At 51.7% G+C, this 24,836-nt stretch carries 24 protein-coding genes and 1 pseudogene; 4 read left to right on the plus strand and 21 right to left on the minus strand.

All coding sequences use genetic code 11. From position 1 onward, the window contains the following. Positions 1–123: 123 nt before the first annotated feature. Positions 124–897, plus strand: coding sequence for a formate/nitrite transporter family protein (locus ACFSKT_RS29660; protein ID WP_377719357.1), 774 nt, complete (start codon positions 124–126; stop codon positions 895–897). A gap of 84 nt (positions 898–981) precedes the next feature. Here ACFSKT_RS29660 and adhE read toward each other — a convergent pair whose 3' ends face one another. The 6 genes and pseudogenes from adhE to ACFSKT_RS29690 all read right to left on the minus strand — a co-directional run bounded on the left by adhE (position 982) and on the right by ACFSKT_RS29690 (position 10,107). Then, complete coding sequence (gene adhE, locus ACFSKT_RS29665) at positions 982–3,609, minus strand: bifunctional acetaldehyde-CoA/alcohol dehydrogenase (RefSeq protein WP_377719358.1); 2,628 nt, start codon at positions 3,607–3,609, stop codon at positions 982–984. Positions 3,610–3,727: 118 nt separating this feature from the next. Further along, positions 3,728–4,231 carry a DoxX family protein gene (locus tag ACFSKT_RS29670; protein WP_377719359.1) on the minus strand — a complete coding sequence of 168 codons (504 nt, stop codon included), beginning with the start codon at positions 4,229–4,231 and terminating at the stop codon, positions 3,728–3,730. 215 nt (positions 4,232–4,446) lie between these two features. Beyond that, positions 4,447–5,943 (minus strand): annotated as a pseudogene (ptsG, locus tag ACFSKT_RS29675) (glucose-specific PTS transporter subunit IIBC); the annotation flags it as partial. Between the two features lie 208 nt (positions 5,944–6,151). Continuing rightward, a complete protein-coding gene (locus tag ACFSKT_RS29680; protein WP_377719360.1) occupies positions 6,152–6,853 on the minus strand; it encodes a YoaK family protein in 702 nt (233 codons plus the stop codon). 73 nt (positions 6,854–6,926) lie between these two features. After that, the gene (gene yjeM, locus ACFSKT_RS29685) at positions 6,927–8,453 is read right to left on the minus strand and encodes a glutamate/gamma-aminobutyrate family transporter YjeM (protein ID WP_377719361.1); all 1,527 of its coding nucleotides are present in this window, start codon (positions 8,451–8,453) and stop codon (positions 6,927–6,929) included. A gap of 340 nt (positions 8,454–8,793) precedes the next feature. Further along, positions 8,794–10,107, minus strand: a complete 1,314-nt coding sequence (locus ACFSKT_RS29690; protein ID WP_377719362.1) for an amidohydrolase family protein — start codon at positions 10,105–10,107, stop codon at positions 8,794–8,796. 184 nt (positions 10,108–10,291) lie between these two features. Here ACFSKT_RS29690 and ACFSKT_RS29695 point away from each other — a divergent pair, with 184 nt between their 5' ends. Further along, positions 10,292–10,723 (plus strand): MarR family winged helix-turn-helix transcriptional regulator, encoded by a 432-nt coding sequence (locus tag ACFSKT_RS29695; protein ID WP_377719363.1) that lies wholly within the window; start codon positions 10,292–10,294, stop codon positions 10,721–10,723. Between the two features lie 74 nt (positions 10,724–10,797). On the opposite strand, the gene ACFSKT_RS29700 is transcribed toward ACFSKT_RS29695, so the two are convergent. The 7 genes from ACFSKT_RS29700 to ACFSKT_RS29730 form a co-directional block, all read right to left on the minus strand. Then, a complete protein-coding gene (locus ACFSKT_RS29700) occupies positions 10,798–11,868 on the minus strand; it encodes an alpha/beta hydrolase (RefSeq protein WP_377719364.1) in 1,071 nt (356 codons plus the stop codon). Positions 11,869–11,945: 77 nt separating this feature from the next. Beyond that, positions 11,946–12,380: a Dps family protein gene (locus ACFSKT_RS29705; RefSeq protein WP_377719365.1), complete on the minus strand. Its 435-nt coding sequence runs from the start codon at positions 12,378–12,380 to the stop codon at positions 11,946–11,948. A 56-nt stretch (positions 12,381–12,436) separates the two neighbouring features. Beyond that, a complete protein-coding gene (locus tag ACFSKT_RS29710) occupies positions 12,437–13,273 on the minus strand; it encodes an alpha/beta fold hydrolase (RefSeq protein ID WP_377719366.1) in 837 nt (278 codons plus the stop codon). Positions 13,274–13,508: 235 nt separating this feature from the next. After that, entirely contained in the window at positions 13,509–14,711 is a 1,203-nt protein-coding gene (locus tag ACFSKT_RS29715) for a helix-turn-helix transcriptional regulator (protein WP_377719367.1), read from the minus strand. Then, complete coding sequence (locus tag ACFSKT_RS29720; protein WP_377719368.1) at positions 14,687–15,100, minus strand: pyridoxamine 5'-phosphate oxidase family protein; 414 nt, start codon at positions 15,098–15,100, stop codon at positions 14,687–14,689. The genes ACFSKT_RS29715 and ACFSKT_RS29720 overlap by 25 nt, the downstream gene beginning before the upstream one ends. A 2-nt stretch (positions 15,101–15,102) precedes the next feature. Next, positions 15,103–15,555 (minus strand): pyridoxamine 5'-phosphate oxidase family protein, encoded by a 453-nt coding sequence (locus ACFSKT_RS29725; RefSeq protein ID WP_377719369.1) that lies wholly within the window; start codon positions 15,553–15,555, stop codon positions 15,103–15,105. A 374-nt stretch (positions 15,556–15,929) separates the two neighbouring features. Further along, a complete protein-coding gene (locus ACFSKT_RS29730; RefSeq protein ID WP_377719370.1) occupies positions 15,930–16,322 on the minus strand; it encodes a RidA family protein in 393 nt (130 codons plus the stop codon). Between the two features lie 105 nt (positions 16,323–16,427). Between ACFSKT_RS29730 and ACFSKT_RS29735 the strand changes: the two genes are divergently transcribed. Continuing rightward, positions 16,428–16,775: a winged helix-turn-helix transcriptional regulator gene (locus ACFSKT_RS29735; protein WP_377719371.1), complete on the plus strand. Its 348-nt coding sequence runs from the start codon at positions 16,428–16,430 to the stop codon at positions 16,773–16,775. A 180-nt stretch (positions 16,776–16,955) separates the two neighbouring features. On the opposite strand, the gene ACFSKT_RS29740 is transcribed toward ACFSKT_RS29735, so the two are convergent. The 4 genes from ACFSKT_RS29740 to rlmH form a co-directional block, all read right to left on the minus strand. Then, positions 16,956–17,621 (minus strand): DNA alkylation repair protein, encoded by a 666-nt coding sequence (locus ACFSKT_RS29740; protein WP_377719372.1) that lies wholly within the window; start codon positions 17,619–17,621, stop codon positions 16,956–16,958. A 95-nt stretch (positions 17,622–17,716) separates the two neighbouring features. After that, entirely contained in the window at positions 17,717–18,700 is a 984-nt protein-coding gene (locus ACFSKT_RS29745; RefSeq protein ID WP_377719373.1) for a helix-turn-helix transcriptional regulator, read from the minus strand. Between the two features lie 169 nt (positions 18,701–18,869). Next, positions 18,870–19,496 (minus strand): type 1 glutamine amidotransferase family protein, encoded by a 627-nt coding sequence (locus ACFSKT_RS29750; protein WP_377719374.1) that lies wholly within the window; start codon positions 19,494–19,496, stop codon positions 18,870–18,872. Positions 19,497–19,687: 191 nt separating this feature from the next. Beyond that, complete coding sequence (rlmH, locus tag ACFSKT_RS29755) at positions 19,688–20,167, minus strand: 23S rRNA (pseudouridine(1915)-N(3))-methyltransferase RlmH (protein WP_377719375.1); 480 nt, start codon at positions 20,165–20,167, stop codon at positions 19,688–19,690. A 239-nt stretch (positions 20,168–20,406) separates the two neighbouring features. Between rlmH and ACFSKT_RS29760 the strand changes: the two genes are divergently transcribed. Then, positions 20,407–20,562 (plus strand): DUF1540 domain-containing protein, encoded by a 156-nt coding sequence (locus tag ACFSKT_RS29760; RefSeq protein ID WP_377719376.1) that lies wholly within the window; start codon positions 20,407–20,409, stop codon positions 20,560–20,562. Positions 20,563–21,058: 496 nt separating this feature from the next. Here the strand turns inward: ACFSKT_RS29760 and ACFSKT_RS29765 are convergent, their stop codons facing one another. From ACFSKT_RS29765 to yycI, 4 genes are all read right to left on the minus strand, one after another. Further along, the gene (locus tag ACFSKT_RS29765; protein ID WP_377719425.1) at positions 21,059–21,226 is read right to left on the minus strand and encodes a CxxH/CxxC protein; all 168 of its coding nucleotides are present in this window, start codon (positions 21,224–21,226) and stop codon (positions 21,059–21,061) included. A gap of 265 nt (positions 21,227–21,491) precedes the next feature. Then, positions 21,492–22,853: a S1C family serine protease gene (locus tag ACFSKT_RS29770; protein ID WP_377719377.1), complete on the minus strand. Its 1,362-nt coding sequence runs from the start codon at positions 22,851–22,853 to the stop codon at positions 21,492–21,494. A 328-nt stretch (positions 22,854–23,181) separates the two neighbouring features. Continuing rightward, on the minus strand, positions 23,182–24,024 hold the full coding sequence (locus ACFSKT_RS29775) for an MBL fold metallo-hydrolase (RefSeq protein ID WP_377719378.1): 843 nt from the start codon (positions 24,022–24,024) through the stop codon (positions 23,182–23,184). Between the two features lie 54 nt (positions 24,025–24,078). After that, positions 24,079–24,831 (minus strand): two-component system regulatory protein YycI, encoded by a 753-nt coding sequence (yycI, locus tag ACFSKT_RS29780; protein WP_377719379.1) that lies wholly within the window; start codon positions 24,829–24,831, stop codon positions 24,079–24,081. Between the last annotated feature and the right edge of the window lie 5 nt (positions 24,832–24,836).

The following is a 24,836-nucleotide window of genomic DNA, read 5'->3' on the forward strand; positions in this document are numbered from 1 at the left end:
CTTGTTGATTTATGCACGGGGAAGCCCCCTGCGCGACTCGACAATAAATGAAAAGGTGTATGCCTGAGCAGAATAGGAGGGAGTCAAAATCGCAAGCAATAGCCAACACTGGAGGTCGGATAGGTGAGGGAACTAATCGAAAAATTAAATACGTCCGGTGAAGCTAAAGTCGCACTCATGAAAAGAGGTATTAGCAAATACTTCACGTCGGCGATGATGGCGGGTATATTCGTCGGATTCGGGATCATCCTCATTTTCACGATCGGCGGAGTGCTGCAGCATGCGCCGAGCACGAAAATCATCATGGGCGTATCCTTCGGAATTGCCTTGAGCCTTGTCCTTATGGCAGGCGGCGAGCTATTTACCGGATGCAATTTCATTCTGACCGTCAGCACCCTGGAGAAAAGAACGACATGGTCCACCACCCTGCAGCTGTGGGGGCTGAGCTTCGTCGGCAACTTTGTAGGCTCGATCCTGATCGCCGCGATCTATGTCGGCACAGGACTACCCCAAGGCAGCGTGGCCGACTTCATCAACTCGGTATCGAGCGCCAAAATGAACGCGCCTTACTTCGAACTGTTCATGCGCGGCATTCTTTGTAACACGCTGGTTTGTTTGGCGATCTGGTGCTCCATTAAGTTGAAGGACGAAACGGCAAAGCTCATCATGATCTTTTGGTGCTTATTCGCTTTTATTACCTCCGGCTACGAGCACTCCGTCGCGAATATGACGCTGCTATCCATCTCATTACTCATTCCCCACCCCGATACGGTATCGCTTGCCGGAATGGTACACAACTTAATTCCGGTCTCGCTCGGCAATATTTTGGGAGGAGCCGTAATCGTCGGCGTTGGATTCTGGTACATCGCGAAAGAAAAGTCTGCAGGTCAGGCCTAGAGCGATGCGATTATGACTGGGCAAACATAAAAGGCACCCGCCACGGGTGCCTTTTATGTTTAGCTGCTTCTCGTCATGTTCATGCTAGAACTTGCCGTAGAAGGCGTTGCGATAAATATCAGCCAGCTCGGACACGAGCGGCATGCGAGGATTCGCAGTCGTACATTGATCCTCGAACGCGCGATCCGCCAAGTAATCCACTCTGGACTCGAAGTCCTTCGCGTCGAAGCCAAGCGACTGGAACGATTCCGGAATGCCCAGCGACTGATTAAGCTTGCGAATAGCCCCGATCAAGCTATTGACGCCCTCTTCCGTCGTCCCTGCCTTCAAGCCGAGCAGACGGGCGATTTCGGCATACCGCTTGTCCGCAATGAAGTGGCCGTATTTCGGGAAAGAAGCGAATTTCGAAGGCTTCTGTCCGTTATACCGGATGACATGCGGCATGAGAATCGCGTTGGTCCGCCCATGTGCCGTATGGTATTGTCCGCCCCATTTGTGCGCCAAGCTGTGATTGATGCCGAGGAACGCATTGGCGAAAGCCATACCCGCGATGGTCGAAGCGTTATGCATTTTTTCCCTCGCGACCTCATCGCCCTTGTGATACGAATCCTCCAGGTGCTCGAACACGAGCTGGATCGCCTTCAAGGCAAGTCCATCCGTATAATCGTTCGCCATAATAGACACATACGCTTCGATCGCGTGGGTCAGCACGTCCATCCCGGTGTCGGCGACCGCCGTCTTCGGCAAGGTGTACACATATTCAGGGTCGACAATGGCTACGTCCGGCGTCAATTCGTAATCCGCCAACGGATATTTGGTATTGCCCTTGTTCTTGTCGGTAATAACGGCGAAGGACGTGACTTCGGAGCCCGTTCCCGAGGTCGTCGGAATCGCGACGAACTTCGCTTTGTTGCCGAGCCGCGGGTATTTGTAGATCCGTTTGCGGATATCCAGGAATTTCATCTTCAGCGATTCGAAGTCGGTATCCGGATATTCGTAGAACAACCACATCGCTTTGGCCGCATCCATCGGCGATCCGCCGCCGAGCGCAATGATGCAGTCCGGCTTGAATTGCGCCATCATTTTGGCGCCCCGTTCCACCGTGTCCGTCGAAGGGTCGGGCTCTACCCCGTCGAAGATTTCGATCGATACTGGCGTTTTCCGTTTGCGCAAATAATATTCGACTTTTTCCGTATAGCCCAGCTTCACCATCGCCTCATCCGTTACGATCATGACGCGCGAGATATCCGGCATTTTCTCGAGGTATTGGGTCGAACCTTTCTCGAAATACACTTTTGGCGGCACCTTGAACCACTGCATATTCGTCGTTCTGTACGCCACCCGCTTCACGTTGATCAGGTTGACCGCGGTCACGTTCGACGTCGTGGAGTTGCTTCCGTACGATCCGCAGCCAAGCGTCAACGACGGCAAGTTCGTATTATAGATATCGCCGATCGCGCCGTGCGTGGATGGGGAATTGACGATAATCCGGCCCGTCTGCAGCCGTTCGGAGAATGCGTTAATAACCGCTTGGTCATGCGAGTGGATGACCGAGGAATGACCCATCCCGCCGAATGCGACAATTCTTGCGGCAAGATCGATGCCTTCCTGGGCGCTTTTCACTTTATAGCACGCCAGCACCGGACTCAGCTTCTCGGCGGATAAGGGGTATTCCTCGCCTACGCCCTCCAGCTCCGCGACGAGCACCTTCGTGTTCGCCGGTACTTTAACGCCGGCCATGTCCGCGATTTTGGTTGCCGGCTGACCGACGATGACCGCATTCACCGCGCACTTATCGGTATTAATAACGAGCTTGGATACCGCCTGCGTCTCTTCCTTGTTCAGGAAATAACAGCCATGGCTGGTCATCAGCTTTTTCGTTGCTTCGTACACGGGTTCATCGATAATGACGGCTTGCTCAGATGCGCAGATCATGCCGTTATCGAAGGTTTTGGACAAGATCAGATCCGTTACCGCCTGCTCTAAGCGGGCGGTCCGTTCGATGAAGCAAGGAACGTTGCCCGGGCCTACGCCAAGCGCCGGTTTGCCGGTACTGTACGCCGATTTCACCATCGCCGACCCGCCGGTTGCCAGCACTAACGCGACATCCGGATGGTTCATGAGCAGCTTCGTGGCTTCCACGGAAGGATTTTCGATCCACTGCACGCAAAACTCCGGCGCCCCGGCTTTCACCGCCGCATCTCGCAGCGTTTTTGCCGCCTCTACGCTTGAGCGCTGGGCCGACGGATGAAACGCGAAGATGATCGGATTGCGCGTTTTCGCGGCGATCTGCGTTTTGAACATCGTCGTGGAGGTAGGGTTCGTGACTGGCGTGATGCCCGCAATGACCCCGACCGGCTCGGCGATTTTCTGATACGACTCATATTGATTTTGTTCGATGACGCCGACGGTTTTCTCGTTCTTGATGCTGTGGTAGATATATTCCGTCGCGAAAATGTTTTTCGTGATTTTGTCCTCGTACACGCCGCGTCCGGTCTCTTCAACGGCGAGCTTAGCAAGCTCCATATGGCGTTCCAAGCCCGCCATAGCCATTTTTTGCACGATTTCGTCAATTTTGGACTGATCAAGCAGCATGTATTCGATATAGGCACGTCTTGCTTGAACCACTAACTTGTTGACCTCGTCTTGTGCTTGCGAAGCGGCGTCCTTTTCGATCTTTGCTTCTGTTGCTTCTTTTTCTTTGACGGCCATTATTGTACTCCCTTCCGAGAATCCTATCATTCGTTAAGCCAGATATAGCTTTTCTCTCCATCTTCATTTCGATTCCGGCTCAAGGGGCGATTGACGTTGAAAATACCGGTAATGCCGTTTAGTTTTCTCGGCTAGTTCGCTTCGTTCGGCTTCTATTCAGAAGCGGCTGCAAATAATGATCGACGCCGAAGCGTCCGGCATTGGCGCCGGCCGTAAAGATCACGAAAGCAAGGAGCAGCAGCCAAGGGTTGGAGCTTACCGTGCCGGCGAAGAGGAACAAGAAGTTGAGCATCATCGCGAAGAAGGCCGCGACTAGCGTGAACGCCCCGACAATAAGACCAAGGCCGATGAGAAATTCACCCCATGGAATAAGGAAGTTGATCAGTTTTACATTAGGCAAGGCGAAGTGTTCGATAAAGTACGTGTAGTTCGGATAAATCACTTCTTGCGTCGCATAATTCGATACCGGTTTGGCGACGGCGCCTTTCAAGAACCCGGATGCATCAAACCCGTCTTTCACTTTCTCCCAGCCGTGATGCAGCCATTGCCAACCGAGATATAATCGCAGCAAAGTGACCGCAACAGCCGCCCAAATGTTTTCCCTGAACCATCTCATAACCATTGTTCCCAGTCCTTTCGATTGGTTTGTGTCATGCGATCGATTGACCTTATATATCGTTCCCATTGCTTCGGTTTAATGAAGCGATGGCGTCCCCCCGGGAGTGGAGGTTAGTGGGTACCTATCCATCCGAGATCAAGGTGCATACCGGATCATATGCAAAAAAAGACAGCCCTCCCCAAAGGAAGAGCTGTCTATCGTCTCCAGGCTTATTTGGACATGATATCGTGAATTTGGGACTTTAACGTATCCGACTTGGTTCCGAAGATCGCTTGGACGCTCTCGCCTACTTCCAGAACGCCGGCAGCGCCGAGTTGTTTCAAGCGGTTCTTATCTACGGCCTTAATATCTACGACTTGAACGCGGAGGCGCGTGATGCACGCATCGAGATCTTTGATGTTTGCCTTCCCGCCTAAGGCCTGCAGAATGTTCATTGGCAGCTCATCCGCGACGGCTGATTCCGTTTTCACTTCGTCCGCCTCGCGTCCTGGCGTCATCAAATTCCATTTGGTGATCGCAAATCGGAAGCCGAAGTAATAAATGACGGAAAAGGCTAAACCGACCGGGATTACGATCCATGCATGGGTTTGAGGGTTGAGCAGGCCGAACAGCGTATAGTCGATCAAACCGCCCGAGAACGTCATGCCGATATGAACATCCAGCAGGTGCATAACCATGAACGACAACCCGGCAAAGATACAGTGGATGCCGAACAATACGGGTGCTACGAATAGGAAGGCAAATTCGATGGGCTCCGTGATCCCCGTCAAGAATGAAGTCAACGCGGCGGAGGCCAATAAACCTGCAACCACCTTTTTGTTTTTATCCTTCGCCGTGTGATACATGGCCAGAGCGGCCGCTGGCAGACCAAACATCATGAACGGGAATTTACCAGTCATGAACGTGCCCGCCGTCAAGTTCTGAACCCCGTCTTTAATTTGATTCATAAAGATCGCTTGGTCGCCTTTGACAATATCGCCAGCTAGGTTCGTGTAGCTTCCAAACTCAAACCAGAATGGCGAATACCAGATATGGTGCAGACCGAAAGGGATTAGCGCCCGCTCAATGATGCCAAAGATTAAGGCGGACAATGTTAAGTTCGAGTGCAGCATGTTTTCAGAGAACGCATTCAAGCCGCTTTGAATGGGGCTCCATACAGGGATCATGATCAATCCTAATATGACTGCCGAACCTGCCGTGATAATGGGAACAAAGCGCTTTCCGGCAAAGAAACCCAAGAACGAAGGCATATTAATATTGTGAAACTTGTTGTACATCGAGGCTGCCAGTATGCCTACGATAATACCGCCGAATACGCCTGTTTGCATCGTTGGGATCCCGAGAACGCTTGCATACTTCATACTGCCCTGAATTGATTCAGCGGTTAGGCCGAGCGTTGTACCCATGGTGACGTTCATGATCAAATAACCAAGGATAGCCGCGAGTCCGGCTACTCCGTCCTTCGCGAGACCAATCGCTACGCCCACCGCAAACAATAGCGCTAAGTTGCCGAAAACAATGCCGCCGGCGGCTTCCATAATAGAAGCTACCTTTTGCACCCCGGCACCTTCCAGAAACGGGGCGAGGTCTAACAAAGTAGGATTGTGTAAAGCGGCACCGATCGCCAATAGCATTCCCGCCGCGGGCAGGATGGCAACCGGCAGCATGAGTGATTTGCCTACCTTCTGCAAGACGCCGAATAATTTTTTGAACACTAGGGTTCCTCCTCTTGGTTGAAACAGTCCTGTGATCTGAATATTTGTCATATGCTTCGTGAAAACTTTCACAATGTAATTGTGACACAGACCGTCTGCCGGCACAATATTAAACCATTGCTTGATTTTACAATGATTCCCGCGGGAACCCCCTTCTATGCGGAACGGCTCTTCATATAGACGAAGTGACTCCTTCTGATGACCCCATCTAGACCTGCGAGCTTGACCTGTACACGACGGCCATCATCAATAGAAGAATCGACACGAACCAAATCGCCCGGCTGCCGAATAGTTGAATCAAATACGCACCGATTAGAACGCCTGCGACAAAGGCAGCAATAATAATCATGAAGTGTTTGAACTGCGCGGTTGCTTCTTTATCCTGCTTTTTGACGGAATGATAAATGGACTTCGTAGCCGTGAATAAATCGCCGGTGATCATCGTGTTGCTGTACACGAAGTTCGAAATTCTGCGAAAGTACGAGTATTGGAGGGAGGCCGCGAAGGAAAGGATGACCGTAACGGCAATGGCGACATCCGAAACGTCCGAAGGAATCAGGCCAATGAGGGTAAACAGCAGCATTTCTGCCAAGATAATGATTCTGCCCGATAGGCCAATGACCCGCAGTTCTTTCTGATGCTTCAACATTTCAGCGGTCAACACGCCGAGCACGAAGGCCAAAATCGGTGGAATATGACGAAAAGCTTCATATCCCTTGCCTTCAATCAGATCCACGCCGAATAAAACAAAGTTGCCCGTCTGCACATTCGCGAAGACGCCGCCGCGGGTGACAAAAGCATACGCATCCAAAAAACCGCCGATCAGCGTTAATAAAACACCGAAATAGATCGAGTTCGATGGCAGATACGACAGCCTGAGCTTGCCCTTTCCTCTTCGTATAAATCCCAATCCTCTTCACTCCAAACCAGCAATATGGGACCCCATAATCGAGGTTAAATAACGATGAAATGAACGGCATGTACTACCTTGTTTGCTTTTCCATTGCCAATTCTTTTTGCAGTCCTCTCTCGTATTTGCCATACATGAGCAAGGCAATAATCGAGAAAATAACAGGTCCCGCCACACTCCAGACAGTCGTTTGCACATCGCCTTCTAATGCTGGCTGAATTATGCAGAAGAAATTGGCAAGTCCCACGGTTAGGACTACGATCCATGACCACAGATTGGCGCTGCCCTGCGTTTTGAAAATGATAAACGGCTTGTGAATGGCAGCTTTCCTCTTAAAATGCGGGAAGGCAAGCGCGATGAATACATAAGGGAGCGTCATCGCTACATTCGTCATCGAGACAAGAATGTTGAAGAATGCCGCCATGGTGCTTCCACCGAAAGCGATCAGTGCGATCATGACGCAAACAATAGCCGCTTGAATCCACATGGCATGGACGGGTAAGCCATTCTTTGTTACGCCAATTTTACCAGGCCATAATCCTGCAGGCGTACCTTCAATCAGCTGCTTCAGCGGTGAATACATCAACGTAAAGAATGCACCCGACGTTGCCAGAAACATGGAAAGTCCGACGAATCTTGCGACGCCTAGGCCAAGAGCCGTTGTTGTCGCCTGACTCGCGCCGAAAGCTGAACCAAGTGAAGATCCTAAGTTGGCCATCACAATATAACTTGCGTTCCCCAGGTTCACGTTCTGCATCCCCATTACCGTGGACCAGTTCGTGAATATCCCAATGAGTAGGATTCCGAATGAATAGCCCACCGAGATGATCGTTGCAGAAATAAGAATGCCTTTCGGGAAGGTTTTTTCCGGCCGTTCGGTTTCATCTACTAACCCGCCCACGGCTTCAAGTCCGCCATAAGCGAATAGCGCATAGACCACAAAAGCTAATGCGGCAATGAGATCGCCTGCATAGATCGGATTTGGTGTTTGAGCGAATGCCTGCCATCCTGCAATCGGCTGCGCGAATTTTCCCTGATTGCCGATCAGTACAGCTATTGCACCCGCCCAAAGCAGTACGTTCAATAACAAGACTGCAGTACCCCCTATAGAGGTAACCTTCTTGATTTTATCCAGTCCTTTGGTCGACGTATAGGTAACGATAACAATCCATAACATGCCCAAAATTCCGAGCGCCTGCGGTCCTTGAAGGTTAAAAAACGCCCAGCTTTGCGTCGTATCTTCCCCGAATATCGCGTTCGATACCGGAACCCACATACCCGATGCGACGTTAACCATCCAAGTTATATAAGAAAAATACCACATGAACGTTCCGAGAAAGGCAAATCTCGGACCAATGGATTTTTCCATCCAGGAATAGATGCCACCCTTTTCTGCTTTGAAGGCGGATCCGAACTCCGCGACCATTAATGCAAATGGAACAAAGAAGGTGATGGCAGCAAGCATGAACCACGGGATCGCAGCATAACCCATTTTATAAAATGACCTGGGGATGTTATTGAAGCCATAAACCGAAGTAAAAATCATTAATACCAAGGACAACAACGTTAATTTTTTCGTACTCTTTGTGTTGGATTCCATATGCTGTCCCCCATTTATAGTCATCATCTGCCTTAACACCGAACCTGCTGCACGTAGTATTACCGAAATGATTCATCTCAACAAAGAAGAGGACCTTGAGATCTTCTTGATCCATCCGCTCAAGAATGATTCAATTGAATGTCGGCTCAAAATAGAAAAAATCCCCACCATGGTGGTGAAGATTTTCTGTGCGGTCAACAACGGAAGAACGGCTTCACGTAAGCGTTCATCAAGCACGAAATACCGTCTGTCGGCTACGACGTCCTTTCTACTCAGGGGACGCATCCAGAATAACTCCGATTTGGGCCATAGCTGCGTTCCCATCTTTAAAGACCATGAATCAGCTCGTGTGCTCGGGGATTGTGCGAACATGATCGCCGCTCTTAAGTTTCCTTTCACCGCGCTGCCAAACTTCAAGGATCGATAACGTATCCGAGATATGGGTTGTCGGGTCGCCCTCAACCAACACCAAGTCCGCTCTTGCCCCTTCCACGATCCATCCCCGATCATCCAAGCCAAAGCGGCGAGCCGTCTTTGAAGTCGCTGACTGAAGAGCTTCTACTGGCGTGAATCCCGCTTCGACTAATAACTGCATCTCGTGATGCACGCTAGCGCCATGGGCAAGCCCGCCAAGGGTGGGCACCGGCACGGACACATCCGTTCCGACCAATATATCGACTCCGGCGCGGTGAAGGTCCATCACATTCCGATAATTGTCCTCCATACTCCCTTGCGGATAGGTATGGAAGCTTGCATTTAAGGTATCGATCCATTCTGGACTCAGCTTGGCGCTCACGCGCGGATCTTGGGCTAGCCTCGAAGCCGGATTTCCGATAATCGAGGAATTTAGGACAAGACATGGCGTGACAAAAGCGTTGGCATCCGCAATCATGCTCACCAGCTCCGAAGTGGTATCCGGGCGATCGATGAATAAATGCGCGAGCCCTTCGACCCCAACTTCAATCGCTTGCTGGGCGGATTCGGCCGTCAATACATGCGCAATCGCAATCTTGCCATGTCGATGTGCTTCCTCGACGGCCGCCCTCAGAATCTCCTGACTTAGAACAGGCAATCCGGGTGCCGCCATCACAGTGCCTTCCTCGATCATGATCTTGATATAATCGGCACCCTGCCTGACTTGTTCGCTCACGAATGCCAGGGCTTCCTCCCGGCTCGTGACCGATGGTGCCTCTCCATGAGCATGTGCATGAGCGGCCAACATGGCGTTGCGGTCTTCCTCGCTCATCCGCTCCAGCTCCTTTAAGACGAAATCCGGAATTTCTCCGTCTCCAGGCATAAGCTCATCCGGGTGCCCGCCGGGAGGCGTAACCCCCATCCCCGCAGAACGCACATCGGCGATATCATCGACCCCTTTTAGTTGGGTCTCGCGGCCGTTTCTCGTAAACCCGCCCATCATTTCGAGCTCGGTCGTGACACCGAATTTCAGCGCATCCCGTAAACCCTCTATGGAAGTGTGAACGTGAGCATCAATCAGACCCGGCAGCAGTGTTCCTCCATTTGCTTCGATAATCGTCGCATCCTCCGGTATTTCCCCGCCTACTGAAACAATCTTCTCGCCTTCGATTAGCACCGTTGTGGCTCCGATCACTTTCTCCCCGTCAAAAATGCGCGCATTTGTAATAGCTGTAATCATGGCGTTCCCTCCCGAAAGGAATTATTTTAGATATGTTATAGATCGAACTATAACAGTTAGAATTCTAACTGTCAATATTCAAACTAACTGAGATGAAATTGTTATGCGGATTGACAATTAGAAGTATAATAATTAAGCTTGTCTCACCGTTATAAGTCTACGTTAGAAAGGAGCTGCCACTAGGATGACTAATCATAATTCGCATACCCCCTATTCCGATTTGATCCGATCCATCGGCATGAAAATTAGAAGCATGGCGAACGCCCGATTGTCGGAATTGGACCTCAATGCTCAACAGGGGCAGATGATGGGCTACATTTTTGAACATCAGGATAAGGGCGTGATCCAGAAGGATTTGGCCGAACATTTCGACCGGAAGGGAGCGACCATCACCAGCATGCTTCAAGGGCTGGAGAAAAAGGGATACATTAAACGGGTGATTCCGGAAGATAACGAGCGTCAGAAAAAAATATATTTATTACAAAAAGGAACCGACCTCGTTGAAGAATTCAACGAAATCTTCATGGAAGTAGAACGAACCATTACCCAAGGTCTTACCGAGGCAGAAAGCGAGACTTTGATGAAATTGTTAATCAAAGTAAAAGCGACCATGTAGCAAGTGAAAAGAAAGTGAAAAAACGACCTGACTCGCGCATTCAGTGCGAGCAGGTCGTTGTCGTATTTCCTAATCTATTCTTGTTTGATCCAGGCGTTGGCCAGCAGCATCGCCCCACGAGCCGCCTCTGTCTCCGCCAGGTCATTGAGCATCACAAAATCGTGGATGATCCCTTGGAAGCGCACAGTCGTTACCGGAACGTCAGCTTCGCGGAGCTTGTTGCCATATGCTTCACCTTCATCGCGCAGGATATCAGCTTCAGCGGTGATGATCAAGGCTTCCGGCAGATCCTTCAGCTGTTCCTTTGTGGCGCGCAGCGGAGAGGTGTAGATTTCTGTCTTCTGTTTCGGGTCGCTGACATACTGTTCCCAGAACCAAGGCATGGCCTCCCGGCGCAGGAAATATCCTTCAGCAAATTCATGGTAGGACGGGGTATCAATGCCCGAATCGGTTACCGGGTAGAACAAAAGCTGTTTGGAGATCTTGGGTCCTTTACGCTCTTTGGTCAGCAGAGTGAGCGCAGCCGTCATGTTACCACCGACGCTGTCGCCAGCTGCTACGATTTTCTTCGGATTCATCCCATTCTTGTTTCCTTGTGCCTCAATCCACTTCAGTGCTGTATAGACCTCTTCGATTGCTACCGGGTATTTCGCCTCTGGTGACGGGCTGTAGTTCGTGAATACGACAACAGAATCGGAACCTACCGCAAGCTCACGGATGAGGCGGTCATGCGTGTGGGCATTGCCGAAGACCCAGCCGGCGCCATGAGTATACAGAATGACCGGCAGCTTCTTGTTCTTCGTATTTTTCGGGCGCACGATGGTCAGCGATACGGACCCCTTAGGTCCCCCCTTGATCGTGATGTTCTGAATGTCGGCGGCCGGCTTTGTGACTTTGCCAGACTGCACCGCATCCACTGCCTTGCGACCTTCTTCGGGACTTAACTGATACAGATACGGCGGGTTCTTGGTAGCATCAGCGAAGGCCTGTGCTTCTTTCTCTAACACCACTTTCGGCGTAGGTGAGACCACCTGCGGCGAATCCGCCTGCGGCACTTCCTGCGAGGCATAAGCGTTTATTCCCAATCCAGTAATCGTTAAGGCAAGCGCAAGGCCGGCCACAGTGCCTTTTTTGAATGGTTTCATGTCCACTTCTCCAATTATCTATTTTTATTTGATCTTGCTAAGCAGGTTTCGTAACGATTCGTCATGCGGGAACGTATTTACTTGCCTAAGTAGGCATTCAGCATCCAGACATGCGTTTCCAGGCTGGTGTGGATGGCCAGGAGCATATCGCCTGTAACCTCATCGCGGACGGACGCGGCTAGTTCCATCCCCTGTCTCAGTTCGGAGATAACCTGAGCAAAGTCATCGGAAACAGACTGTACCATTTCCTTTGCCGACTGATTTCCTTTCGCATCCTGAACAGAGGCGAGTTCAAGGTAACCGGTTATCGTCGCAACCGGCTTTCCTCCCAGCGCAAGCAGCCGTTCGGCTAATACATCAATGTGAGCGGCTGCTTCGTTGTAGAGTTCCTCGAATTTGGTGTGTAACGTGAAGAACTGCTCTCCTGTGACATACCAGTGGTAATTATGTAATTTGACGTATAAAATATTCCAGTTAGCGATTTGTTTATTGAGAACATCTGTGATAGTCATAGACTCACTCTCCTAGCGCTATTCCAAGATGCTGATCGGTGCGGATCCGAAACAGCTTAGCCTTCCAAGAACTGCAGCAAGGCTGCATTGAATTCCTCGGCATGCGTGGCATTGAAGCCGTGCGGGCCGCCTTTGATCACGACGAGCTGGCTGCCGGCGATGCGCTCATGCGCTTTTTGCCCGCTGATTTCAACCGGTACGATTGCATCCGCATCGCCGTGGATAACAAGCGTCGGTATCGTAAACTTCTCCAGGTCGCCACGGAAATCGGTATAGCTGAATGCCGAGATGCAATCCAGCGTTCCTTTCGGTGATGCCACGGACGCGATATCGCGATTGTAAATACGGAACGCCTCGCTGACCAAGTCTGTTCGATCCCCTGAAGCGAAGAACCCGGTTACGAAATTATCCAAGAACGCCAAGCGATCCTTCTTCACGCCATCTTGGAACCCTTTGATGGCTTCGTCGTCGAATCCACCATCCGGGTTATCCTCCGATTTGTACAGATACGGCGGAATGGCTCCTGCAAGCACCGCCTTCGACACTCGCTCCGTTCCATACGTGCCAATATACCGCGCAACCTCTCCCCCGCCCATCGAGAAGCCGACCAGCGTCACGTCCTGAAGATCCAGATGCAGGATCAATTGATGCAGATCCGCTGCCAACGTATCATACTCGTAGCCGTCCCATGGCTGGGAAGACTGTCCGAACCCGCGGCGGTCATACGTGATTACGCGGTGGCCCGCTTCCACCAAGGCAGGCACTTGCTTCTCCCACGACCTTCCGCTAAGCGGCCAACCGTGGATCAATACAATGGGTTTACCCGAACCGAAGTCCTCGTAGTGAAGCTCAACCGGAAGACCATTCTCTTTGCCAACCGTAACTTTTGCCATTAATAATTCCTCCATTTTCTTAACTTAAGATTGAATAAGGCCTGTGAATTCATCTCGATGTCGAACCATGTGAAATAAAGTTATCGATAACATCGACAAGGCTGCTCGCAATTTCCTTGCCAACCTAAGTCATCCGTGTTTTCGATTTACTCTGTATCTATAACCCGACATTTCCAATGGCTTTAATTAGTGTACTGTTCATCCTCCCATTCGGCATCCGTAAAATTACGTATTTCTATGGCGTTGACCAATTGGTCAAGGCGCAGATCAACGCTGTACGTGACCCTACTGCCAGCTTGTTATAAATCCGGTCCAGATGTGTAGTGACCGTTCTTACGCTAATGTGGAGCTGAAGCGCGATCTCCGCATTGGATAATCCTTGCGCGACTAACCTGGCAATGTCTAGCTCACGATTCGTTAACATCGGGAGGTCGCTCTGAGGATGCTGCAGACGCTTGATCAGCGAACGGGTGACCTCGGCATATTCGGAAGCGTGGCAGGCTTCAAATGCGGCCAAACACCCTCCCAACAGTTCCTCCATCTCTTTGCTTGGAGGCGCCAGCAGCACAGCGCTTAGTCTACTCCTAGCCATCTCGAGCATCATGCCGATCGTCTGGAACAGCTCGGCCGCCTCCTCGAAATACCTGCGCGAGAGCAAAGGGTCTTGTCCGATATGGGTGAATCCCTGAAGCTGCTTCTGCATGGCAGAGGTGTAATGGACCGAGGATGGTGTCGAAACGGAGATCATCATATCCAGGAAGACATGAAATTGGTGGAGATGAGCTTTAGCCTGCAACAGCCCCTCCTTGCGGCGGTGCTGCCATTCGGCGAGACGGACCTCCTCGATCAATCGAGCCGTCTGACCGGCGACCATCAACAAGAGCTCCTGATCGATTTCATCGAAAGCCATGGCTTGCTGGCTCTCGACGAAGATGACGCCAATCACACCCGTGCGGGCAATACAGGGGACAACCATGAGACTCTCGGGAAGAGGCCGACCCAGACGTGCTGCCTGCATTATCATACCGGCTTGAGCATCCGGCTGAGGTACGCTTTCGGTCCGAATGGCATTCATATACATCATGTTTCTTCGCAAGCTGCCTATACGCAGCACTTCACCCGAACGGGCCGTCACGCCGATAAATCCATGTCCGAGCTTAACCGGATTCACGTAATAACCCTCCGGATAACCCCATGCGGACTGAAAGTGCAGCGTATCACCCGCTTCATTAACGAGAAGTATCGTACTTTGCTTAAAAGAGAAGGCGTCATCCAACGAACGCAAAATGAATTGGAGAACATCGGGTAATTGCCAAAAGGAGTCCGTAGCGAGGTAAAGGTCTTGAATGACGCGTACGGCGCGCAGTTTCCTGCTGATCAATTCGGCCTCGCTTGTTTTACAAAATCTTTTTTTCATTTTTCTTCCGGCCTCTGCCAATAATGCGTACGCTCCCTTGCTTCAAGAACCTTATAGATGTCTGCGCCTCGCAGCGCAAACACATCCTGCATGCCCATATAAGACGCAATCGCTTCGAGCCTTAATGCCATTTGTTTAAACACCTCTCCGCTCGTTTCCGTACGAAGATACTCGATTCGTAAATCGAAGGGGCGAAGATCTTCACTGTACATCCGAAGGAACGCGTTCGGATTACCCATCAAGTTAGCTCGCGTTTTGTTAAGGAACTGGTTGCTCAACGCGATATGCTCCTCATCCACATACCATACCTGTGATAACAAGGTAATATTGGGTACGCCTTCACTGCTGCTGGTGACAATATTCGCGGGAAATATACCTTCCATCGCGGCACGGATTGCTGCTGTCAGCATAATTAAACCCCCTTCAGGATAAGTATGGGTTCTCCTGCTCCGACGCCTGGCGTCTGGCTATATACTTCTTGAACCAATATTTCGATTGCGGTAAGCGGGTCGCTAGACATCGTCTGCAGTCTTTCCGGGTACCCTAAATCCGCTAAGGTCTGTACCCTCATACGATTGAGCTGACGTTCTTCCTCCGTCGCGGGTCGAAGCGTCAATGGCCCCTTGATCTGGATGGATTCGTAGGTCAATACATCTGCAAGGATCGCCGCTCCATAGTTATTTTCAGCGATATTTCGCCGCACATCCTCAAGTGCAGCATCTCCTATATGGATGACGAGTCGATCCGGATCCTCATGCAGCTCAGCACTGCAAAAGATGTCGCTGGACATCCGTCCTTCTGCATCGCATGTGCCCAGATGCCCAATAATCGGCCCGCTAACCAACTTAGCAAGTGTTGTCTCCATCTCCATTCTCCTTCGTTGTTTTCTTCACGGCTGTGACTTATTTTCGTTAATTTATGGAAGTTTCTTGATTTTCTTTATTATAGCATATTTGGCTTAATTATCCCCTTCTCTGGGCTATCACAGCTCAAAAATGCAACTAAACTACCAACTTCCTGATTGTTTTATCCCACAGCAGGAGGAGGCTTATAGTACTCAACAGGGGAGAAGGGGCCATGGCATGTACGACTCCAAATTTGCGTCACTTGTGATACGATTCAGCGCAAGGCTGATGAACAAAATGAAGGTCACCCGAATCGGGTGACCTCCACAGTCTCACACTTGCTATGCGACTTCATCAGCGTTATCGCAGCTTGCCACTCCCTCAACCACGTTCGTTAATCCGTGTGCGCGACAGCACTGATTTCAATCCATTGGTCAGGGAAAGCCAGCGCTGTCACGCCAAGGAGACTGCCGGCGGGACGATGCTGCCCCATATATTCTTTAAACAACTGAAGGCAAGGCTCGAAATGCTCCTTCACGTCTGTCAGGTAAATTTCCACATAAGCAAGGTTGGACTTCGTGACGCCGAACCCCGCCAGTACGCGATCTAGATTTTCAAGCGTCTGCTTGGTCTGCGCCTCGATGTCTCCCGCACCGACGAATGTGCCCTGCATATCATGGGAAAATTGACCTGAGACATAGATCGTCCCGTTAATCGAATACCCTTGGGATATACCGCTTCCTTCCTCCCATGCAACACCGTGATCAAACGTTTTGGCTACCCTCATTCGTTGTTCTCCTTTCGTTCAACATACGGTTAGTATAAGATGATGGTAAATAATAAAGTAGTACGCACTTTATAGATAGGTACTACCAGAAAGGATAGTGTCAGCGTGGGTATGGCTGAATACAAGGGCAAAGTGAAGCAGCTTCAAGATACTCCGTTCGGGTATACACTGTCCGTCATTGGCGGCAAGTGGAAGATGGTCATTATCTACCTACTCGCGGAGAACGAGCCGGTTCGATTTAACGATCTGAAGCGACAAATCGGGGCGATCACGTATAAGACGCTGAGTTCACAGCTTAAGGAGCTGGAGCAGGATGGGATGGTGGAACGGAAAGAATATCCCCAAGTCCCTCCAAAAGTGGAGTATCGCCTTACAGATAAAGCGAGAACCCTACTCCCCATGCTGGAAGGGTTATGTGAGTGGGGAGCGCAGCACCAATCTCCCCCTAAATAATTAGGACATTTGGTAATGGTCAGTCTTTACGGTCCCTTCAATAAGTCTCAACGGATGAAACTTTTGAAATTGTCCTCAAAAGCAAAAAGGATCTGGAGGCTTACTTCCAGATCCTTTGTTTATATTGAGGCTTTGAATTTTCTTTATTTTTATATCGAACCCTAATACATTTTGAGGGGATTATTTAGCTCGTTTGTTCACTTCTATCGCAATGAACGCCGGCAAATAATTGGGGGTACAGCCCTTTGATACCATTTCATCTTTATACAGACCTGTTTTCTCACCAAGTTTAATACAACGTGCTCGATTCTTGGGATCATAAACGCCAATCCAGCCTGCGGTGAAATTCATCGCCCATTGAACTTCCGGCTCTTCCTGCGCAATATTAGCTTCAATTGCAGCCAGTAAGTCTGCGTTGTTATCAAGCGGTGTTTGTCCAGTCCATCTCAATCGCGCTTTATAATACCAGAAGGCTCGCCTTTGTAGAGCAGAAGGACTCGTTTCCCACGACTCCATCAAAGCAATGGTCTTCTTGTCTTTGGTGAGCTGATTAGCCATTAACCAATCCATTAAGTAATTACGCTCATCAAATGTGTGCGTCTGCATATCCTGATCAAGCTTATTTAGCACCTCTTGTGAAAGAAGGTTTTTGTCCATAATTAAAATGGCCAATAGTCTGGGCAAAAACGCTTCGGTGGACCAAAGTTCCATCGCGAGTTCGTGATCTTTTTTAATGTCCTTGGCGATTTTTCGTAAGTCGCCAAGCTTAGTTTTACTATTGACCTGTGATAGAATGTTTTCTGCTTTTGAAGAACGTATCATTTCTGAACTTGTATTCTTATTCATTCGACACAACTCCATTATTACAGACTGTATTCTAAGCGATTCATTTCGCCCTATCCTTAGTCACGGAGTTGTCCATTCGCTTCTACAAGCGCTGCTCAGTCACTCCTACTACCGTATCGAAGGTTAACATTTTCGTATTCGGGATCTTCGTCGTAATGTTTGGCGATTCCATAGGCCAATTCCTGGATCTGACGCCTCAGCTCCAGCGGCTCCCGAATGCGAATGGCTGTGCCGAACGTCATTAGATACATCGGAAGGTACTTGTTCATCGTCGGGACGTCGAGCAGAAACCGCACCTCCCGATCGGTTCGTTCCGTCAAATAGTGGCGCATATGCCATTGGCGGCAAACCGCGTTTAGCGTGTCGGGCTCTCCCTCGATGCGGATGACCATCAATGGTCCGTCTGCCTCCCGTTCCCGTTCGGACTGTTCACTGAAATAATCGGACGCGGAGAAACGCTCCGGCTTTTCGAACCGTGCTTCAGTCGGCTCCAGCCGCGCGATGCGGTCCACGCGGAACGTCCGCACCGCCTGAGACTGATGGCAGAACGCGACAACGTACCATTCGTTTCGGTCGTAAGCCAGCCCGTACGGATCAACTTCTCGTCCGTCGTCCTGCTGCGCATTCGCTTTGCGATAGGTGATGCGAACCGTTAACCCGTCCTCCGCCGCCTGCTCTAGGTCACGTAACAACGGAACGACGGAAGGTAGACGCGACGGAGAAATCACATCCAAGCCATTCGACCGACGGGACAGATCGTGGCGTTGCTCTTCGTGCAGCCCATTCTCTACCTTCTTCAGCGCGCTTTCCAGCTCCTCTGTATAAGGATAACCAGCGCCTTGCGCAAATTTAAACGCATCCACAAGCGCCTTCACCTCTACGGAGTTGAAGAACAATGGCGTCTCCTTGAAGCTTTCCAGAATACGAATGCCACCGTCATGGCCCGATTCCGCGACGACCGGCACACCACTGGCGCATAATGCGTCGATATATCGGTACACGGTGCGAACGCTGATCTCCAAACTGTCCGCGATCTGCGTGGCGGTGATCTTCCTTCCGGTTCTAAGTATCCAAAGCATAGAAAGCATGTTATCCCATTTCGCTATCGGAAGCACCCTCTTCTTCTCGAGAAAATGAAGCTGATTTGAGCTTTGCGTAATTATGTGAAAAAAAGTATTACGCTCAGGTGAATGCGGCCCCAATTCTACTTTCTACTTCTGAGAAATCCTCAATCCTTTGCTTATACCTTTACTGGATTGAATTCATCAACTCATAGAAATGTTTGGGTTCCTGAGTCTTATTAAGACTATACCAAGCATCTAATGTTTGTGAAGATAGCACGCCCAGAGCTTTCAAGACGTGTACAGAAAATTCCAACGGAGCTATTCCAGATGCAGTAATCAATTTTCCATCAGTTACAACAGACTCCATTTTGTAATACTCTTTACCTGTGTAAGTGGGACAGATCATTTTAAGGTATTCCAGATCATTGCTTGTATGCGAGCGTGAATTCAGCAATCCTGCCTGGGCAAGTCCCATTGTTGCACCACAAATCGCTGCAACCAATATACCTTCCTTTAAACACCGCTGCGCGATTTTTAAGATGGGTTGGTGAATGGCTTCCGTCCATGTATTTCCACCGGGTAAAATCAATGCATCTGTGCTTTCAAAGCTGCACTCATCCAGTTTAATGTCAGGCAGTATTTTCAATCCGCCCATTGTAGTTACAGGAGTCTTTTCCATCCCCACGGTGGCTATTTTGGATGGGGCCAGCCCCTTTTTAAAATATCTTCCCGAGTTCAGTTCGGCAGTTAAGTAACCTATTTCCCAGTCTGCCATTGTGTCAAACACATAAAGATATACCGTATTCTTCATTTGCAGTACCCCTTATTGTACAATTCATCAAGTGATACCAACTATCAATCGGTAATCAATGATTGTCATCATTATAAAACAACTTCACTGACATCTACTGTCAGCGAAGCGATTAAAAAGTTGAGTATCGCTTAATATTAAGGGTAGACTACTCAAAGAGTTTCGTAAGTTATTTTCAATAAAATTTCGCACTATTTGTGATACGGTTCACCGCGGTTAATCTTAAATGCCCGATACACCTGCTCCAGCACCATCACCTTCATCATCTGATGCGGGTAGGTCATCCGGCCAAAGCTCAGCTTTTTATCCGCTCGCGTCAGGACGGCGCTCGATAGCCCTAACGAGCCGCCGATGACGAATGCGACCGCCCCTCCGCCGTATACGGCCTGCTTGTCCAAATGGGCGGCCAGTTGTTCGCTGGTCCACGTATCGCCTTCGATCGCGAGCGCCACGACGTGCGCGTCCGGCTTGATCGCCGCTAGAATTCGCTCGCCCTCCCGCTGCTTCACCTGCTCCGCCTCGGCCGCGCTCATGTTCTCCGGCGCCTTCTCGTCCGGCACCTCCCGCAGGTCGAGCTTGGCGTAAGCGCCCAGCCGCTTGGCGTACTCCGCCACCGCGTCGTTCCAATACTTCTCCTTCAGCTTGCCGACCGTGATCAATTGAATATGCATGTCCTGCTTCCCCTTTACCGCTCTATTTCATGGCCGTCTCAGGCCTCGCTGCCTACTCGCGCGTAACTCCCCTTATTCTATCCCACTCCGCTCCCAGCGTCGACCGCGGTCACGCCGCTTTGCGCCGCAACTCGAACAAGCCCGCTTTGTCTCTTACAAAAAAGAGATTCAAAGCAGGCTGTCCGAGGTATAAAGAGGTACACCGTTCGACCATCCTAATGCCAAGGAGGTGAATACTCATGGCGAAAGATGTTCTGTGCGAAGTGAACAATTGTAAGTACTGGGCCGCCGGCAACCATTGCAACGCTTCCTCCATTTACGTGGTGAGCAACCGTGGCAAACAGGCCAGCAATTCGGAGGAAACGGATTGCAAAACATTCGAATCGAAGATCTAACTCACGAAGTCATTTATGGGGCAGCCGAGCGACCGGCTGTCCTTTTTCGTTGAATACAAGCAAGCATGTATATGTTTTGTTTCACGCTTATTCATTATTGTATTGCTCCATCGCGGCCACACTTATATATTAACCAAGAATGATAATTATTATCATCGCAAGGCGAAAATTTTTTTCGGATTGGTCCGAGGGTTTCCGATTCCGTTCAGCGGCCGTGTAATTCGTCCAATCCCACAACAAAAAACATCACCTCTATCGTCCGGTAAGCATTTACCGCTTGAGGTGATGTCTAAGATTTCTGTGCAAGGTTTCCTCATTCGTGCTGGACGCCACTAACCAGCCCCCTACCCTGCAGCGGAGACTTCTCACAATGAGCGACTTTTGCAGCCTTGTTTCCACCACTCGATGAGTTACCTAATCCGGAAACAAGACTACAACGGGAGCGTTTGGGAGAAGTCGGAGCACTAACGGGAGCGGTCAGGAGTAATCGGAGCCCCTATACCACCAGGAACGCCGCAATGCTGCTGCACATATCGCATGTTGCGGGCGCTTCCCAATCGCTAAACTTCGTTGTCGCCAAATCCACGATATCCGGCGCGTCTTCGTAGTCATCCACGAATTTGTCGATCGCCAGCTCAATATGTTCTTTGCATACACAATACATGCGTTCAAGTCCCTCGGTTCTCATAATCTGACCTACTTCATAGCATCGACCAATATGACGGTTCTTAGCCAGTATAGGCAATACTTGTCGCTCTCCAATATACACCACAGTCGCCCGGGTCGGCAACGCCGAACGAACGCAGTCAGCGCCGATCAATGCCCAACATCCCGCATGCAGCCCCTGCCATTCGTGTGCCGCCGCTGGCCCCGAGCTGCGCAAAATGGCGGCCCCGAGCCCAATCGCTCCAGACCGCCATCCGAATGGCTTACTCGCCTTCTGCCTTCTCGCGCAGCTCGAGCGTCAGCGTCTTCCGTTCTCCATCCCGGTAGTACGTCACGTCGAGCGAATCGCCGATCGCCTTCGACTCGTACAGGTACTTCCGCAAATCGAGCGTGCTGCCGATCGTCTGCTTATCGAGCTTGACGATGACATCGTTGAATTCCAGTCCCGCATCGGCTGCCGGACCGACCGCCTCCAGCACGATGACGCCCTTATCGACTTCCTGCGGCAGCTGAAGGTCTGCTTCCGGCGCGCTGCCGTCGGCTTCATAGGCGCCTTCGTCTTCGCCCGCTGTGCCCTCGTCTTCAGGCTCATGTCCGCCGGACTCCAAGTTCGCAGCCTCCTGCTGAGCCAAATACTGCTCGACGTCCATCGTGTAGACACCCAGATAAGGACGCTTCACCTTGCCGTAATCGAGCAAGCTCTGGACGATCGGCATCGCCTCGTTCGTCGGAATCGCGAAGCCGACACCCTCCACGCCGAAGTCGGATACCTTCATGCTGTTGATGCCCATCACGCGGCCGTTCAGGTCGATCAGCGGGCCGCCGCTGTTGCCCTGGTTAATAGACGCGTCGACCTGGATGACTTCCTGCTCCCAGTCGTACACGCCGTCCTGCGCGAGCGACACCGGAATGACGCGCTCGGTCTTGCTCACGATGCCCATCGTCAGCGAGTCGGACAAGCCCAGCGGGTTGCCGATCGCCATGACCACTTGGCCGGCGCGCAGCTCCTGCGAGTCTCCGATTTCCGCGACCGTGTCGATACCGGCTGCATCAATCTCGAGCACGGCCAGATCGGTGATCGTATCAGCGCCGATCAGCGTCGCCTCGCGCACCTCGCCTGTGCTGAGCACCGCCTTCAAGGCGGCCGCATCGGCCACGACGTGCGCGTTCGTAATAATATGGACTTTGCCTTTCACCTTCTCGAAAATCACGCCCGAGCCCAGCGCCGCTTGCGTCAGCTCTTCTTCGCCGGCCGCCTCCTCGGGGGCCTCGCCCTGCAGCACCGCGAGCGACTGCTCGTTAATGATGCTCACGACAGCCGGACGGACCTTGCCCGCCGCTTCCACCGTCTTCTCAAGCGGGTCGGTCGTCTGCACGGTGGCCACCGCCGGACGCGCGTCTGCCAGCGGACCTGATCCCCGATCGAAGCCGCCGGTGAACAAGCCGAACAGAAGCACGACCGCGGCCGCGCTTATAAGGGAGGAGGCCGCCGCAATACGGACCTGAGACCAGGACCGGCTGCTGCGGCGAGGACGGGTCAAGAACCGACGGTCCTCCGTATCGGACGAAGAACGGGCGCGGCGCGAGACGCGGGTCGAGTAAAAATCGTCGTCGAACAAGCTCATCTATAATCGCTCCTCTCGATGTCCTGCTGGCATCAAGAACTGTTTTTTTACGAATCTAGGAATGATATCGGAAGAATCGCCTAAACTAATAATAGAGTATGAACGAATTGCGGAAATATATGCTAGATTTTCATCTCGCACGGTAGCCGCAAAACCAAAGGAGCGATATTGATGAAACCGCGTCATTCATCCACTGCGATGGAACAGGTCCACTTAGCCGCCAAGCTGGCCGATTTGAAAGAGGATCACTACCGCCTACTGCTCCATCTCGGCGCGATGACCGAGCTCCTCGTCGAGAAAGGTCTCCTCACCCGCGAGGAAATCGCGCTTAAAGCCACTGCACTCGACCTAGATCTGGATACGCTTGTTTCCGCCTCACTTCGTCCCATGGCGTAGGCCGGTCGTGGTACGTCTCCCGCAGCGGGTATTCGTCCTTGCGGAAGAAATGCCCATTGCCTTCTAATACATTATTAACGGTGAGCTTCGCCAAGTCCATCAAATTATGGTCCAGACTGAGATGCGCCAGATACACCCGCTTCGTCCGGTCTGTCATCAAATAACAGAGCGCCTCGCCGGCCGCCTCGTTGGAGAGATGGCCGACGTCGCTCAAGATCCGGCGCTTCGTGCTCCACGGGTAATGCCCCATGCGGAGCATATCCACGTCGTGGTTCGATTCGAGCACGAGCACGTCGGAATCCTCGATCATCTTGCGCACCTTGTCGCTCACGTAGCCGAGGTCGGTCGCCAGGCTCAGCTTGACGTCCTCGTCCTCGAATACGTAGCCGACCGGCTCCGCCGCGTCGTGCGAGATCGCGTACGAGGTCGTCCGCAAATCGCCAAACGTCAGCGTTTCTCCCGTCTGCATGATGACCCGCTTCTCCGGCGCGATTTTGCCGACATGGCGCTCCAGCGCAGCCCACGTCGCCTCGTTCGCGAAGATCGGCAGATCGAACTTGCGGGCGAACGCCCCCAAGCCCTTAATATGATCCGAGTGCTCGTGCGTGACGAGAATCGCGTCCAGGTGATGGCCCGCGATGCCCCGCTCCCGCATGAGCTCCTCCATTTTTTTTACACTCATTCCGACGTCCACAAGCACCGCTGCCTCATCGCTCTGCACGATGGTGGCGTTGCCCGTCGAACCGCTCGACAGCACGGTAAACCGCATCCCCATAGCTCGTTTAACCTGTCCTTTCCTTCTCCCTGGTTGCATAAGGCGCCTTGATGTCTACTGTCCCTCTTCTTTGCCTGTTACAACTTCGCCGCTGATCGCGTAGACGTAATACGCCGTGCCGTCCTCCAGCAGCACCCGCCATGAAGGCGCGGATACTTGGGTCTGCGAGTCGAAGATCTGGCCATGGTGATAGCCCAGCTTGATCTCTTTAATGACGGCCCCCACCGGCAAATAGTTGCGGTCGATCAGGCTCGCCGCCGCCTTCGTGGCCGGCAGCACCTCCTGCTTCTGGGATTGCTCGGCGGGCAGCAGCTCGATGCGGTCCTGTCGGTAGGCGACGATGCGCTGGTTGCTATAGAACAGCTCCAGCTTCACGTCGAACATCGGCCTCCCGTCGATCATCCGGTAGAGTACGAACACGCCATCCACGCCGTCGCGGCTGACCGACTGATCGAACTGATACTGCGCCAGATCCGGAATCGCCCCGCCCAGCGCCTGTCTCAGCTCCTTCTCGTTATAGACGGCCTTGCTCGCGACCGGCGTCTCCAGCATCGTACGTTCTCCGCTGCCGAGCGGCGCCTCCGCCCGGTACGTCAAATCCCGCAGCTCCGGCGTCTCCGCCGGAATGTTCGCCTGCACGGAGATCCGCTTCTCCTGGATGACGGCCAGCGTCTCCGGCGGCAGGTCGTTCACGTCCGCGCTCGCGCTGAACCCTTCCCCGTAGCTCGACCACAGCTGGTAGCCGAGCGCCACGTTCAGCAGCAGGAACGCCAATATCAAAACGCTTTTCGCGCGTCTCCAGTCCATCCGCC

The sequence above is a fragment of the Paenibacillus xanthanilyticus genome (assembly GCF_042682185.1).
Taxonomy (GTDB): Bacteria; Bacillota; Bacilli; order Paenibacillales; family Paenibacillaceae; genus Paenibacillus_Z; species Paenibacillus_Z xanthanilyticus.